Below are 14542 nucleotides of genomic sequence, written 5' to 3' on the forward strand. Positions count from 1 at the left end.
GGTCAGCGGCGGGTGGGGAGGCGGACGACGGTGACGAAGAAGTCGTCGATCTGCCGGATGGCCTTGATGAACTGGTCGAAGTCGACGGGCTTGGTGACGTAGGCGTTGGCGTGCAGCTTGTAGCTGCGCAGGATGTCCTCCTCCGCCGACGACGTGGTCAGCACCACCACCGGGATGGAGGCCAGCTCCGGGTCGGACTTGATCTCTTCGAGGACCTCGCGGCCGTCGCGCTTGGGCAGGTTGAGGTCGAGCAGGACCAGGTCGGGCCGGGGCGCGTCGGCGTGCTCCCCCCGCTTGTACAGGAAGTCCAGGGCCTCCGCGCCGTCGCGGACGACCTGCAGGGTGTTGCCGACCTTGTTGTGCTCGAAGGCCTCGCGGGTCATCAGTTCGTCACCGGGGTCGTCTTCGACCAGCAGGACGGTGATGGGCTGGACGGCGGTGCTGGTCACGAACTGGCTCCTTGGAGGTCGTCGGTCGGGGAGGGAACGTCGCCGCCGGGCGCGCCGCCGGCGGACGCTTCGGCGCCGTCCGCGGTCCGGCCGTCCGGGGCGTCATCGGAGGCCGCCGCGCCGGAGGGCGCGGCGGGCCGGTCGTCGGCCGCGAGGGTGAAGTGGAACCGGGAGCCCTCCTCGCGGTCGGGGTCGAGCCAGATCCGCCCGCCGTGGTACTCGACGATCTTCTTGCACAGCGCCAGGCCGATGCCGGTGCCGGCGTAGGCGTCGCGGCTGTGCAGCCGCTGGAAGATGACGAAGATCTTGTCGGCGTACTCGGCGGGGATGCCGATCCCGTTGTCGGTGACGGTCAGGTGCCAGTGGCCGTCCTCCCGCTCGCAGGTGACGCGGATGACCGCCTCGCGGTCGGGGGAGCGGAACTTGACCGCGTTGCCGATCAGGTTCTGCCACAGCATCACCATGAGCGTGGGGTCCGCGGTGAGCTCCGGCAGGTCGTCCGGCCGCTCGACGCTGGCGCCGGACTCCGTGAGGGGGCCGTCGAGGTTGGCCAGCGCCTCGTCGAGCGGTTCGCCCAGCGAGAGCGTCCGCTGGTGCTGGTGCAGGCGGCCGACCCGGGAGAAGGTCAGCAGATCGTTGATCAGCACCTGCATGCGCTTGGCGCCGTCCACCGCGAAGGCGATGTACTGGCGGCCGCGGTCGTCGAGCTGGTCGGAGCAGCGGCGCTCCAGCATCTGGCAGAAGGAGGCGACCTTGCGCAGCGGCTCCTGCAGGTCGTGGCTGGCGACGTAGGCGAACTGCTCCAGTTCGGCGTTGGACCGGCGTAGTTCCACTGTCTGCGCGTCCAGTTCGGCGGTCCGGCTCTGGAGCAGGCGCTCGCGCTCGGTGGACTGCTCCAGAGCCATCGTGATCCGGCCGCGCATCGCCTCCACGGCGTGGGCCACGTCGCGCACGTCGGCGGGGCCGTGCGCGCCGATGACATGGGTGAAGTCGCCGTCGGCGACCCGGCGTGAAGCGGAGCGGAGCATGCGCAGCGGACGGTCCACGGCGTAGTGCAGCAGGATCGCCAGCAGTGCCGCGGTCACCAGCAGGGCGATGAACAGGGCGGTCAGCGTCCAGTCGCGCATCGTGCGGGTGTGGCGCAGGTCCGTGCGGCTCTCGGCGCGGACCTGGCTCAGGTGGCGGTTCTGGGTCGCCCAGGTGGCGCGGACCTCGTCGAAGGCGGGCTTGCCCCGGGCCGCGGTCGCGGCCGCCTCGCCGCCGGGCCCCTTCTCGCGGACCTGGTCGATGACGACGGCGCCGTAGTCGCGGCGCCACGCGCCGACCGCCCGCAGGGTCGCGTCGAGGTCGGCGCGCAGCCGGGGCTCGTCGGCCAGCAGCCGCCGCAGCCGCGCGGAGGACTCCTGCTCGGTGGCCAGCCCGTCGGTGTAGGGCTGGAGGAACTGCCGGTCTCCCGCCAGGGCGTAGCCCCGCACGCCGGTCTCCTGGTTGAGCATGGCCACCTGCATCCGGCTCGCCTCGACCTGCGCCGGCGCGATCCTGTCCACCAGCCGGTCCGAGGCCCGGGCGGTCTCCTCCAGCAGGCTGTGGACCACCGCGGCGCCGGTGACGGTGAGCGCGACGATCAGCAGCGCGGCCAGCATGAACCATGTTCGGACGGTCAGTCCCCGCCGCGGCGGGGGACCGCTCGCCGGCGGCGGCGCGGCGGGACCGGCGGCCTCGGCCGTCTCGGCGTCCCGCACCGTCAGGGGCGGTGTGCTCATGTGGGCGCCCATCCAAGATGTATGACGGCGACGTCGTCGGCCAGGCCGCCGTGCTGGAGCGAGGCCGCCTCGACGTCGGTGATGAGTGTGTCGACGAAGTCGCCGGGGGGAAGCGCGCGGTGGCCCTGGGCGAGCCGGAGCAGGCCGGTCAGGTCGAGGCGCCGGCCTTCGGCGTCGATCTGGCCCTCGAACAGGCCGTCGGTGAACAGGACGAGCGAGGCCCCCGGCGGCAGCGGGATCTCCTGCTCGCGCCAGCCGGCCAGCCCGGGCACCATGCCCACGCCCAGCCCGCCCGGCGGCTCGACGAGCCGCACCTCGCCGTTGCCGTGCATCAGGAATCCGTGGTGCCCGGCGCGCACCACCCGCGCCACGGGGCGGTCGGGGTACAGCGTCGCCGTGATGAGGGTGACGAACATCTCGGAGCCGCCGTGCTCTCCGGCCAGCAGTTCCTCCAGGAGTTCGACGACGTGCGCTCCACGGGTTCCGGCCAGCACGAACGACCGCCACGCCACCCGCAGGCTGACGCCCAGGGCCGCTGAGGCGGGACCGTGTCCGGCCACGTCCCCGATCACCGCGTGCACGAGGCCGTCGCCGGTCTCCACCACGTCGTAGAAGTCTCCGCCCAGCAGGGAGTGCGCGCGTCCGGGCCGGTACCGCGAGACGACCCGCAGGCGCGGGTTGGACACCCTCGGACGGGGCAGCAGCCCGCGCTCCAGCCGGGCGTTCTCCGCGGCCCGCATCTGCTGGACCTGCAGCGCCGCGACCGCCTGCTGGACCTGGCGCCGCTGCACCGCGTACCGGATCGCCCGCCCGAGCCGATCCGCCTCCAGCTGGTCCTTGGACAGGTAGTCCTGCGCGCCCGCGGCCATCGCCGCGGTGCCCGCCTGCGACTCCGCGAGCCCGGTCAGCACGACCACCGCGGCGCCCGGCGCCCACTCCAGCACCTGCCGGAGCACCGCCAGGCCCTGCGACTCGCCCAGGTGCAGGTCCAGGAGCACGCAGTCGGGCATGGGGTTCGCCGACAACGGGCCCCGCGCTTCGGGGAGCGAGCGGACCCACTGCAGCGACGCCCGCAGCCCGGTGTCGGCGAGCGTGTCCTCCACGAGGAGCGCGTCGGCCGAGTCGTCCTCCACCAGCAGCACCCGCAGCGGCCCGAGCTCCGGCCCGCCGTCGGCGGCGCCGGTGATCGCGATCGGCACGCGCGGTCCGGGCGGGGCGGAGGAGGCCGCGCCGAGACCGGCCGCGCCGAGATCCTGCGACATCAGTCCGTCCACCGCCCTTCCCCCCTCCGACCCGCCGGTGCCGCGCCGATAGTAGTTGCCTTATGGCAAATATGCATCCGCGGCGCACCGCCCCGCGGCGCATCCGGGTCCCGCGTGACCTGCCCGACCGCGACCGTAACGCACCGGCGCCCGTGCCACGTCCGGCCGGGCCCTCTCCCGCGGCGCACCTTCTACCGGCTCCGCGCCGGCGCGGGAGCGCCGGTCGCGCCGCGCGGAGGCCGGGCCGCGCCGGGCGATGCGCCATCGCCCGCGAACAGCCCGATGAGGGCCTGGACGTCGTGGTCGGCTTCGGCGGGGTGCCGGAACGGCCGGTCGGCGTTGACGGTGTAGCGGTTGCGGCGTCCGATCCGGGTGCGGGTGAGATACCCCGCCTCCTCCAGATCCGTGATGATCAGCTGGGCCGCGCGCTCGGTGATGCCGATGGCCTGGGCGACGTCGCGGACCCGCAGCCCGGGGTCGCGCGCGATGGCGATCAGAACCCGCGCGTGGTTGGTCAGGAACGTCCACGGCTTGTCGTCGCGCCGCCTCGGTGCACTCTCCATCCGCCCGCCTCGCCTTCCCGCGTCCGCCTTCCCCGCCGCGGGAGCGCGGTGGCGCCGGTCGGGGGGACCGGCCGCCCGGGAGGGGGAGGGCCGTGCTCAGAGCGTCATCATACGAGAAATCTTTGCGGAATAATATTTCCTGAAACAGGCAGGCACGCCGCGGTTCCCGGCCCGCCTCGCGGGCTCAGCCGTTCCGCGGGGCGGGGCCCGGCGGCGGCGACTCGGCCAGCGCGGCCTCCAGGGTCGGGTGGATCGTCAGGCGCTCGTCGACATGCGTGATCTGCAGGACGCGCCGGACCGCGTCCTGCAGCGGGCCGGCCAGCACGGCGCTGCCGCCGCGTCCCTCGGCCGCCAGGTAGAACCGCATCAGCAGGCTGAGGCCCACCGAGTCCAGGTACCGCAGGCCGCTCAGGTCGAGCACCAGGTGCTCGCCGTGCTCGCTGCGCAGCCGGCGCATCCGCTGCTCGGCCTGCTGCGCGGTGTCCAGTGCCAGGTCCCCGGTCATCGTGATCACTGTCCGGCCGTTCCGCGCGCGCCCGGTCACCTCGGCCATGGCGTTGCCTCCACGTCGTTCCGCTTTCTGTGGGTCGGGGTCCCGCGCCGCCGGGGCGCCGGGGACGTCAGGTGTGGTCGGTGCCGGGCCGTGCGGCGCCGGGCGGGGCGAGGCGGACGGTGGCCAGCTCCGGGAGCCCGGAGAGGGTCAGCACCGGTTCCAGGAGGTGCGGAGCGATCAGTTCGAGATGGTCGGCATGGGCGAACAGGACGCTCAGCCCCGCGCTGTCAAGGTACTCGACCGCGGTGAGGTCCAGGACGAGTCCGCCACCGCCCTCGCGCGCCGTGTCCAGCGCGGTGGCGAGTGCCCCGCTGTTGCTCATGTCGATCTCGCCGACGGCCGTCACGAGCGCCCTCCCGTCCGGGCGCCGGGCGGACGTCAGGGTCAGGGGTGTGCTCATGAGCCAATCCTGGTGTGCATGTGGACGGTGGTGCCGTCCGGGCCGGGCGTGATCGTGAGCTTGCTCATCAGCGCGCGCATCAGGGCGGTGCCGCGCCCGCGGTTGAGGTCGGCGCCGGCCCCGCCGGGCGGCTTCCACCGGCCGGTGTCGGCGATGGTCAGGTGCAGCTGGTCGACGTAGGCCTCGGCCCTCAGCCGCACGGTGTGCACGCCGGTGCCGGCCCGGCCGTGCTCGACGGCGTTCGCGCAGGCCTCGCCGGCTGCGACCAGGACGCCCTGGGCGGTGCGGCGGGGGAGCTGGCACTGGGCGAGCCAGCCGCGCAGCGCCTCCCGGAGCGGGGCGAGCTGCGAGGACTCGGCGGGGAAGCTCACGTCCAGCGGCGCGGGGTGCCGGTACAGCATCAGCGCGACGTCGTCGTCGTAGCCGTCCGGCGGGGCCAGACTCGTCATGATGTGGGTGGCGAGCTCGTCGACCCCCCGCTCGCCGCCGTCCTTGACGGCGCGCCCGACCCGCGCGATGCCCTCGTTCAGGGAGCGGCGGCGGCGTTCGACGAGGCCGTCGGTGTACAGCAGCACGGTGGCCCGCGCGGGGATGGTGGTCGCGGCGTCCGGGCGGGGCCGCGGGGAGCCGACGCCGATCGGGACGGACCTGCCGCCTTCGAGCAGCTGGGTGGTGCCGTCGGCCCGGGCGAGGATGGCGGGCGGATGCCCGGCGCTCGAATAGGTGAAGTCGCCGGTCGCGGGGTCGAGGACGCCGCAGAACACGGTGGAGCACCGGGCCCCCGGGATGCCGGCGGCGAAGCGGTCCAGGGCCGTGAGGGTCCCCGCGGGGCCCGCGTCCTGGAGCAGGAGCGCCCGGCAGGCGCTGCGCAGCTGCCCCATCACGGTGGCCGCCTCCAGCCCGCGGCCGACGCAGTCGCCCACGATGATGCCGATGCGGCCGTCGGGAAGGGCGAAGATGTCGTACCAGTCGCCCCCGACCTCCAGCGGTCGCGCCGCCGGCTCGTACCGGACGGCGAACCCGTCGGGCAGCTCGGAAGGACCGAGGATGGCGCGCTGCAGGGCCAGGGCGGTCTCGCGCTGCTTGTCGATCAGGTTGGCGCGGGACAGCCCCTGGGAGAGGCGCCCGGCGAGCAGGGACAGCAGCAGCCGGTCCTGCTCGGTGAACGGGCGCCGCTCGGCCAGGTCGATCCACAGGACGAGGGTCCCGCGGGGGTGTTCGAGCGTGATCGCGGTGGCGTGGTCGGCGACGGGGGAGAGCGTCGGGTGCTCGCGCAGCGCGGCCAGCTCCCCCCGGTGCTCCTCGGACAGGTCCTGCCAGGTCTGCCCCGGCTCGGTCGAGGTCAGCTCCGGCGGCCCGGCGCCGAAGACGGCCGCCAGCACCCGCTCGGCGTGCCAGAGGTCCCGCAGCTCCTCCAGAGCGCCGGCCAGGGTGTCGGGCAGGTTCACGGCCTCGGTGAGGCGCATGCTGAGGGCCGCGAGGGCGCTCTCGCGCTGGATGGCGTAGTGGTCGGCGGTGACGTCCCGGAAGGTGCCGACGATGACCCGCCGCCCGGTCTCGGGGGCGTGGACGTGGTTGAAGGCGACGCTGACCCAGACGCGATGGCCGTCACGGTGCCGGACGGGGACGTCGAAGGTGCCGCGCTCCCGCGCGAGCATGCCCTCGAAGGCCTCGGCGACCTGCCGGCGCGCCTGCGGGTCGGTCTTCTCGTCCGGCCACCAGGGCGGATTCGGGGGGTAGGGCAGCCCGGCGGCGTCGTAGCCGAGGATGTCGGTGAAGGCGGTGTTGAACTCGACGACGAAGCCGTCCTCGTCGCAGACGAAGAACGCCTCCTGCAGGGAGTCGACCAGCGCGGTCCGCCACCTGGCGTGGTGCCCGCGCAGCCGGGCCAGCTCCACGTTCGCCCGCACGCGGGCCAGGAGGTCGGCGGCGGCGAAGGGCTTGAGCAGGTAGTCGTCGGCGCCCGCCCGAAGGCCCTCGATCGAGGCCTCCTGGCCGGCGCGTGCCGACAGCAGCAGCACCGGCAGGGCGGCGGTGCGCTGGTCGCCGCGCAGCGCGGCGACCAGCTCCAGACCGTCCACGTACGGCATCATGACGTCGCTGACCACCATGTCGACCCCGCCCTCGCGGACCGCCTCCAGGGCCGCCCGGCCGTCGGCGACGGCGTCCACCTCGTAGCCGGCGCCGCGCAGCAGCCGGGTGAGGTACTCGCGCATGTCGGCGTTGTCGTCGGCGACCAGCAGCCGCGCCGGGACCTCGGGCGCGGGGACCGGGACCGGCTCGGCCGGCGTCGGGTCGGTCGAGTTCGGGTCCCCTCCGGGATGCTCGGCGGGCAGCCAGCGCAGCGCCTCCTGCACGTAGGGGTCGGCGGTGACCGACGCCGCCGTGGAGGAGCGCGGCGGGGCGACCGCGTCGGCGGGCAGGTGGTCGCTCCCGAACGGCAGCCGGACGGTGAAGCGCGTGCCCTCGCTCTCGCTGCTCGCGGCCTCGATGGTCCCGCCGTGCAGGCCGACGAGCTCCTTGACCAGGGCCAGGCCGATCCCGCTGCCCTCGTTGGACCGGGCGCGGGTGTTCTCGACGCGGTGGAACCTCTCGAACAGCCGCGGCACCTCGTCCTCGGCGACCCCGACCCCGGTGTCGGCCACCGTCACCAGCGCCCGGCCGTCCTCGACACCGACCCGGACGTGGATCGCCCCGTCGAAGGTGAACTTCAGCGCGTTGCTGAGCAGGTTGAGGATCACCTTCTCCCACATGTCGCGGTCGACGTACACCGGCTCGGGGAGCGGCTCGCACTCGACGACGAAGGCCAGGCCGGCCCTGTCCACGGCGGAGCGGAAGACGCTGGCCAGCTCGGCGGTGACCTCGGGCAGGTCGACCGGCTCGTAGCGCGCCTGCATCCGGCCGGCCTCGATGCGGGAGAAGTCCAGCAGGGAGTTGACGAGCCTGCCGAGGCGCAGCCCGTTGCGGTGGATGACGTCCAGTTCCCGGTGCACCCGCTCGCCGGCGCCCTCCAGGGTCGCGCGCAGCTCCTGCACCGGGCCCATGATCAGGGTCAGCGGGGTGCGGAACTCGTGGCTGATGTTGGAGAAGAACGTCGTCTTGGCGCGGTCGAGCTCGGCGAGCTCCTCGGCGCGCCGCCGCTGGGCCTGGTAGCCGCGGGCGCTGCCGATGCCGGCCGCGACGTGCCCGGCGGCCAGCTCCACGAAGCCCCGGTAGGCCTCGTCCAGCCGGCGGTACGGGTTCAGCCCGGCCACCAGGAACCCGTACGGCGCGCTGCCCTGCCGCAGCAGCGGCACCACCAGCGCCTGGTCGGGGGGCTGGGGCCAGTCCCCGGTGGGAAGGACCCCGAACTGAGGATCATCGAGCCGCATCAGCACCGATTCTCCCCGCGCGAGCGCCGCCGCGGGCCAGATTCCGTCGCGTCCGTCCGCCGCCAGCTCGGCGGGGGCGGCCGGATGGCCGGGGGAGACGCCGGTCGTCCCGGCGAGCCGTGCCGTCCAGCCCTCGAACAGGTAGGTCAGCGTGAAGGGGAGGTCCTTGCGGTTGCGGCCGAGCTGCCGGTCGGCGAAGGCGAGCGTCTCCTCCTCCGTCCGGATCATGCTCGGGTCGGACCCCAGGTCGCGCAGCGTCGTCATGCGCCGCTCGCCGATGACCCGCTCGGTGTCCTCGTTGACCACGCACAGCATGCCGACCACGTCGCCGTTGTCGTCGCGCAGCGGGCTGTAGGAGAAGGTGTGGTAGGTCTCCTCCGGGTATCCGGACCGTTCGAGGAACAGCAGCAGCCCCTCGTCCCAGGTCGCCTCTCCCGTGCTGAGCACGGTCTCGATCCTGTGGGAGACGTCGTTCCACGCCTCGGCCCACACCTCGCTCGCGGGCCGGCCGAGGGCCCACGGGTACTTGCGGCCGAGCGTGTCGCGGCGGTAGGAGGCGTTGCAGAAGAACGTCAGCTCGGGGCCCCAGGCCATCCACATCGAGAACCGGGAGGACAGCAGGATGTCGACTGCCGTCCGCAGATTCTGCGGCCAGGCGTCGGGGTGGCCGAGCGGCGTCGCCGTCCAGTCCACCGCGGCGAGATCGGGCCCGACCTCCCCGTCGGCGGAGAACACGCCGGCCCCCGCCCGCGGCTCGCGTCCGGCCTCCTCAGAACGCTCGGCGTCCTCCGAAAGCGCCACCGCACCCCTCTTCCACTCAGGCGATCACTCACCGCATCCGGGAGACGCTTGACGCGTCCGCGCCCCGCACGGCCCTGGCTTTACCCCGGATGACCGGGACGCAACAAGCGGTTCCACAGGACCTGGGCGGCCGCCATTCCGCGGTGCGCCGCCACCCTTCACCGTCGCGCATTCAGGTCATGGTCACGTGATAAGCAGTACAAACAGGGTAAAGCCCTCTTTCTGGCGGGACTGCCGCCGCCCGATCCCGACCAGAGGAGGTGACGGTGACGGAGCCCGCCCGCCACCTCGAAGCCGTGCCCGCCCCCGACGCCGAACGGGAGCGGCTCGCGGCCGTCCGCCGCTACCGGATCCTCGACACCCCGCCCGACGCCACGTTCGACACCATCGCCTCCCTGGCCGCCCGCAGCTGCGACGCGCCGATCGCCACGGTGGCCATCGTCGACGGCGACCGTATCTGGTTCAAGGCGACCCACGGCCTGGAAGGCGTGTCGCAGATCGACCGGGAGCCCGGGCTGTGCGCCTCCGCCATCCTGCGCGACACCCCGTATGTCGTCACCGACGCGCTCACTGACCCGAGGACGGCCGCCAACCCTCTCGTCCACGGCGGGCTCGGTGTGCGCTTCTACGCGGCCGCGCCCATCACGACCGCGGACGGGCACCGCCTCGGCACCGTCAACGTGCTGGACACCCGTCCCCGTGACGTGTCCGAGGAGCAGCTGGCCATCCTGGCCGACCTGGCGGCCTTGGTCGCCCAGGAGCTGGAGCGGCGGCTGTCGTCGATCTGCACCATCACGGCGGAGCGGACCATGCGCACCGGCGCCGAGCGTCTGGTGCGCACCCTGCAGCGCACCCTGCTCCCGCCCGCCCTGCCGAAGGTGCCCGGTCTCGACGCCGCCGCCGCGTACCACCCGGTCTCCCCGGACGAGGTCGGCGGCGACTTCTACGACCTGTTCCCCCTGGACGACGGCCGCTGGGCGTTCTTCCTCGGCGACGTGTGCGGCAAGGGCGCCGAGGCCGCCGCCCTGACCTCGCTCACCCGCTACACCCTGCGCGCCGCCGCCATCTACGAGCCCGACCCCTGCGCGGTGCTCGGCAACCTCGACGCCGTCCTCAAGGGGGAGTACCAGAGCGACCCCCGTTTCTGCACCGCCCTGGTCGGCGTCCTCGCTCCGGAACCGGACGGTTCCTTCGCCGTCACGCTGGCCGGGGGCGGCCATCCGCCCGCCCTGGCGGTCCGCGCGGACGGCACGGTCGAGGCCGTGGAGACACCGGGCGGGCAGCTCATCGGGATACTGCCCGAACCGCGCTTCGCGCAGGCGGACGTGCGTCTCGCCCCCGGCGACGCCCTCCTGCTGTACACCGACGGCCTCACCGAGGCGCGCGCTCCGGACGGGACGATGCTCGGCGACGAGGGCCTCACCGCACATCTGACCAGCACGCCCTTCGAAGGAGCGGATAATCTGCTGGCGAACGTCCATAAACTGCTCACGGAACTGGGCGCGGGGGTCAGCGACGACACGGCGCTGCTGGCCTTCTCCGTGCCCCGCCGACCCGAACCGTCCGGACAGGAGCCTTCTCGGTGACCGAGCCCACCTTCACCGTCAACCTCCCGTCCGAGGAGGCCGAGGTCCCCGTCCTGCGGGTCGCGGGGGACCTCGACTACCACACCGCCCCCCGCCTGCGGGAGGCCCTTGAGGCGCTGACGCTGGCCCCGGGCGGCGGCGCCGTGCTCGACGTGACGGAGCTGAACTACTGCGACTCCACCGGCATCACCGTGCTCATCGCCGGGTACCGCCGGGCCCAGGCGGCCCAGAGCAGGATCGTGCTCGCCGGGCTGAACCCCGACCTCACCCGGGTCTTCGAGATCACCGGGCTCGACCAGGTCTTCGCCTTCCACCCCACCGCCGAAGAGGCCGTCAAGTCGCTGCGCGAGGCGTGAGGCCGCCGGACGGCGTCAGCCGCGCCGCGGGGTGACGAGGCCGGACTCGTAGGCGAACACGACGAGCTGGGCGCGGTCCCTGACGTGCAGCTTGGCCAGCACCCTGCTGACGTGCGTCTTCGCGGTGGCCGGACTGATCACCATGTGGGCGGCGATCTCGTCGTTGGACAGGCCCCTGGCGACCAGGACGGCGACCTCCCGCTCCCTCCTGGTGAGCGTGTCGAGCCCCTCGGGGGCGGGGTCGGGGCGGCGCGCCACGTACTCGCCGATCAGGCGGCGGGTGATCGCGGGGGACAGCAGCGCGTCGCCGCGGGCCGCGACCCGGACGCCCCGCACCAGGTCCTCCGGCTCGGTGTCCTTGACCATGAACCCGCAGGCCCCGGCGCGCAGCGCGTTGAAGACGTACTCGTCGAGGCCGTAGTTGGTGAGGATCACGACGTGGACGCCGCTCAGCCGGGGATCGGCGGCGATCAGCCGGGTCGCCTCGATGCCGTCCATCACCGGCATCTGGATGTCGACGAGGGCGACGTCGGGCCGGTGCTCGGCGGCGAGCGCGACGCCCAGCTCGCCGTTCGCGGCCTCGGCCACCACCTCGATGTCGTCCTCGATCTCCAGCAGGGCCCGGAAGCCGCCGCGGATGAGCGCCTGGTCGTCCACGAGCAGCACGCGGATCATGAGGGGCCGCCCAGGGGGAGTTCGGCGCGCACGGTGAAGCCCCCCTCGGGGCGGGGCTCGGCACGCAGCCGCCCGCCGAGCGCCGCGACGCGCTCGCGCATGCCGAGCAGGCCCGTGCCGGGCACCGGCGGCGCGTCCGGGTCGGCCCCGCCGTCGTCGTCGACCTGCACGACCAGCTCCCCGCCCGCGTAGTCGACGCGCACCGCCGCGGAAGCACCGCCCGCGTGCCTGGAGACGTTCGTCAGCGCCTCCTGGACGATCCGGTAGGCCGCCCGGTCCACTTCGGAGGGCAGGTCGCGCCGCGTGCCGGAGATCGTCACCGTGGCCGGCAGCCCGATGGAGCGGGCCCGCTCCACCAGGTCGTCGAGCCGGTCGAGGCCGCTGGCTAGGGACTCGCCCTCGGCGTGGTCGGCGTCGCGCAGCACCTCCAGCGTGGCGCGCAGCTCGCGCATGGCGTCGCCGCTGGCCTCCTGGATGGCCAGCAGGGCGGGCGGGACGTCCTCGCCGCGCCTGCGCGCCAGGTGGACCGCCACCCCCGCCTGGACCTTGATGATCGAGATGCTGTGCGTGAGGGAGTCGTGCAGCTCCCTGGCGATGCGCAGGCGCTCCTCGCCGGCGCGGCGCCGGGCGGCCTCCTCGCGGGTGCGCTCGGCCTCGGCGGCCCGCCGCTCGGCCTCCTCCAGGTAGGCCTGCCGGTGCCGGGTCACCGTCGCGGTCACCCCGGCCGCCACGAACCACCCGACCAGCAGCGAGAGGCTCTGGAGATCGCGCAGGGCCCCGTCGGCGCTCGGCAGCCGCACCATCAGGCCGGCGCCCAGGAAGGCCGTGCCCACCAGCGCCGTCGCGAGCCGGTGGCCCGCCCTGAACGCGGCGAACACGGCCACGATGACGGGAAAGGCGGCCGAGGGGCCCGGCCGGACGTGGGCGGCGAGCGCGAGCATGCAGCCCGCGCTGACGACCAGGGCCGCCAGGGGCGCCCGCCGCCAGGCGACGAGCGCGAGGGAGCCGGCCAGGGCGGCGGCGAGGTCGAGCGCCCCCGCGTGCGGGGTGATGGCCACGACGACCGACAGGAAGAGGGCCATCGCCACGGCGAGCAGGCCGTCCTGGACGAGCGGCCGCCACCGGTTCATGGAGCTCATCCGTGCAGATTAGGGCCGTTTCCACCGGGATTCCTCGGCGGAACGGCGGAGAAATCGCTACATCTCGCGGTGTAGTGGCAGTGATCGTACGCCCGGGGCGTCAGCGAAAAAGGGCATCCTCGGCGCGATGTGCGCCGACCTGCTCGAACATCACGATGTCAGGCATGCACACGATCGAAGACAGAGGCGGGATCGGCCCCGGGCGCACGCTCGCCGCGGTGGCCGTCGTGCAGTTCATGGTGTCGCTGGACCTGTCGGTGGTGAACGTCGGGCTCCCGCGGATCGCCGCGGGCCTCGGGTTCAGCGCGGCCGGGCTGACCTGGGTCATCCACGCCTACGCGCTCTCCTTCGGCGGGCTGCTCCTGCTGGGGGGCAAGGCCGCCGACCGGTACGGCCGCAAACCCGTCCTCCTGCTCGGGCTCGGCCTGTTCGGCCTGGCGTCCCTCGCCGGCGGCCTGGCCCAGGAACCCGGCCATCTCGTCGCCGCCCGCGCCGCCCAGGGCGTCGGCGCGGCGGCGCTGGCCCCGGCGGCGCTGGCGCTGCTGACCGCGACGTTCCCCTCGGGCCGGGATCGGGTCCGGGCCTTCGGGATCTGGAGCGCGACGAACGCCGCCGGAGGCGCGCTCGGCGTCCTGATCGGGGGAGTGCTCACCGAGTACGCCGGCTGGCGCTGGGTGATGCTGGTGAACGTGCCGATGGCCGCCGGCGCGCTGGCACTGGCCTGGCGCGGGGTCCCCGCCGGCCCGCCCCCGGACCGCAGCGGCCGCCCGGACGTCCTCGGCGCCGTCCTGGCCACCGCGGGCATGAGCCTGCTGGTGTTCGGGGTCGTCCGCACGGACCGGCACGGGTGGAACTCGCCCGCCACCCTGGCGACCCTGGCCGTCGCCGCCGTCCTGCTGGCAGCGTTCCTCTATCTGGAGCGGACCACCTCACGCGACCCGCTGATCAGGCTGGGCCTGTTCTCCAACCGGTCGGTGGCCGGGGCCAACGCCTTCAACCTCCTGGTCGGCGCCGCGATGACCTCGTCCTTCTACTTCATGTCCCTCTACCTGCAACGGGTCCTCGGGCACGGAGCGGCGCTGACCGGGACCATGTTCCTGCCGTTCGCGCTGGGAGTGGTCGCCGGATCGGTCCTGGCCGTGAAGCTCGGCTACCGGCTGGCCCCGCGGACCCTGCTGGTCGCCGGCGGGCTGCTGACGGCGGCCGGGTTCGCCTGGTTCGGCATGATCAGCTCGGACGGCTCGTTCGCGACCGACGTGCTCGGGCCCTCGATCGTCGCCAGCGTGGGCTTCGGGCTCTGCCTGGCGCCGCTGGTCTCCATCGCCACCGCGGGCGTCGCGGCGCGGGAGACCGGCACGGCATCGGCGCTGCTCAACAGCTCGCGCCAGATCGGCGCCTCTCTCGGCCTGGCCGCCCTCGGCACCGCCGCGCAGCACCGCACCGGCGGCGCCTCCACGCCCCGGGCCCTCAACGAGGGTTACGCGCTCGGCCTCGGCCTCGGCGCCGCGCTCCTGGCGGCCGCCGTCCTCGTCGCCCTCGCCGTGCTCCGCCGGACCGCGCCGCCGTCGCCCGCCCCGCAGGCCGGTGAACGCGATCTGCTGGCCGTCCCGGACTGAAGCGGACC

At 73.9% G+C, this 14542-nt stretch carries 12 protein-coding genes; 3 read left to right on the top strand and 9 right to left on the bottom strand.

Annotated elements, in window-relative coordinates; genetic code table 11:
• Nucleotides 1-2: 2 nt before the first annotated feature.
• The 7 genes from BKA00_RS04945 to BKA00_RS04975 all read right to left on the bottom strand — a co-directional run bounded on the left by BKA00_RS04945 (nucleotide 3) and on the right by BKA00_RS04975 (nucleotide 9162).
• Entirely contained in the window at nucleotides 3-449 is a 447-nt protein-coding gene (locus tag BKA00_RS04945) for a response regulator (protein WP_185023785.1), read from the bottom strand.
• Nucleotides 446-2212 (bottom strand): sensor histidine kinase, encoded by a 1767-nt coding sequence (locus BKA00_RS04950; RefSeq protein ID WP_185023786.1) that lies wholly within the window; start codon nucleotides 2210-2212, stop codon nucleotides 446-448. Before BKA00_RS04950 ends, BKA00_RS04945 begins: the two co-directional genes overlap by 4 nt.
• Nucleotides 2209-3486 (bottom strand): PP2C family protein-serine/threonine phosphatase, encoded by a 1278-nt coding sequence (locus BKA00_RS04955; RefSeq protein WP_230298932.1) that lies wholly within the window; start codon nucleotides 3484-3486, stop codon nucleotides 2209-2211. Before BKA00_RS04955 ends, BKA00_RS04950 begins: the two co-directional genes overlap by 4 nt.
• 179 nt (nucleotides 3487-3665) lie before the next feature.
• Nucleotides 3666-4037, bottom strand: a complete 372-nt coding sequence (locus tag BKA00_RS04960; protein WP_185023787.1) for a helix-turn-helix transcriptional regulator — start codon at nucleotides 4035-4037, stop codon at nucleotides 3666-3668.
• 184 nt (nucleotides 4038-4221) lie between these two features.
• Nucleotides 4222-4590 carry an STAS domain-containing protein gene (locus BKA00_RS04965; protein WP_185023788.1) on the bottom strand — a complete coding sequence of 123 codons (369 nt, stop codon included), beginning with the start codon at nucleotides 4588-4590 and terminating at the stop codon, nucleotides 4222-4224.
• Between the two features lie 67 nt (nucleotides 4591-4657).
• A complete protein-coding gene (locus BKA00_RS04970; protein WP_185023789.1) occupies nucleotides 4658-4990 on the bottom strand; it encodes an STAS domain-containing protein in 333 nt (110 codons plus the stop codon).
• Nucleotides 4987-9162: a SpoIIE family protein phosphatase gene (locus tag BKA00_RS04975; protein ID WP_230298933.1), complete on the bottom strand. Its 4176-nt coding sequence runs from the start codon at nucleotides 9160-9162 to the stop codon at nucleotides 4987-4989. The genes BKA00_RS04970 and BKA00_RS04975 overlap by 4 nt, the downstream gene beginning before the upstream one ends.
• 266 nt (nucleotides 9163-9428) lie before the next feature.
• Between BKA00_RS04975 and BKA00_RS40260 the strand changes: the two genes are divergently transcribed.
• Nucleotides 9429-10748 (top strand): PP2C family protein-serine/threonine phosphatase, encoded by a 1320-nt coding sequence (locus BKA00_RS40260; protein WP_221493017.1) that lies wholly within the window; start codon nucleotides 9429-9431, stop codon nucleotides 10746-10748.
• Nucleotides 10745-11104: an STAS domain-containing protein gene (locus BKA00_RS04985; RefSeq protein WP_185023791.1), complete on the top strand. Its 360-nt coding sequence runs from the start codon at nucleotides 10745-10747 to the stop codon at nucleotides 11102-11104. Before BKA00_RS40260 ends, BKA00_RS04985 begins: the two co-directional genes overlap by 4 nt.
• Before the next feature lie 15 nt (nucleotides 11105-11119).
• Here BKA00_RS04985 and BKA00_RS04990 read toward each other — a convergent pair whose 3' ends face one another.
• The gene (locus BKA00_RS04990) at nucleotides 11120-11779 is read right to left on the bottom strand and encodes a response regulator (protein WP_185023792.1); all 660 of its coding nucleotides are present in this window, start codon (nucleotides 11777-11779) and stop codon (nucleotides 11120-11122) included.
• A complete protein-coding gene (locus tag BKA00_RS04995; protein ID WP_185023793.1) occupies nucleotides 11776-12918 on the bottom strand; it encodes a sensor histidine kinase in 1143 nt (380 codons plus the stop codon). The genes BKA00_RS04990 and BKA00_RS04995 overlap by 4 nt, the downstream gene beginning before the upstream one ends.
• A gap of 164 nt (nucleotides 12919-13082) precedes the next feature.
• Between BKA00_RS04995 and BKA00_RS05000 the strand changes: the two genes are divergently transcribed.
• Nucleotides 13083-14534, top strand: coding sequence for an MFS transporter (locus BKA00_RS05000; RefSeq protein ID WP_230298934.1), 1452 nt, complete (start codon nucleotides 13083-13085; stop codon nucleotides 14532-14534).
• Nucleotides 14535-14542 lie beyond the last annotated feature (8 nt).

Origin of the sequence: Actinomadura coerulea (assembly GCF_014208105.1) — a bacterium.
Classification (GTDB): Bacteria; Actinomycetota; Actinomycetes; order Streptosporangiales; family Streptosporangiaceae; genus Spirillospora; species Spirillospora coerulea.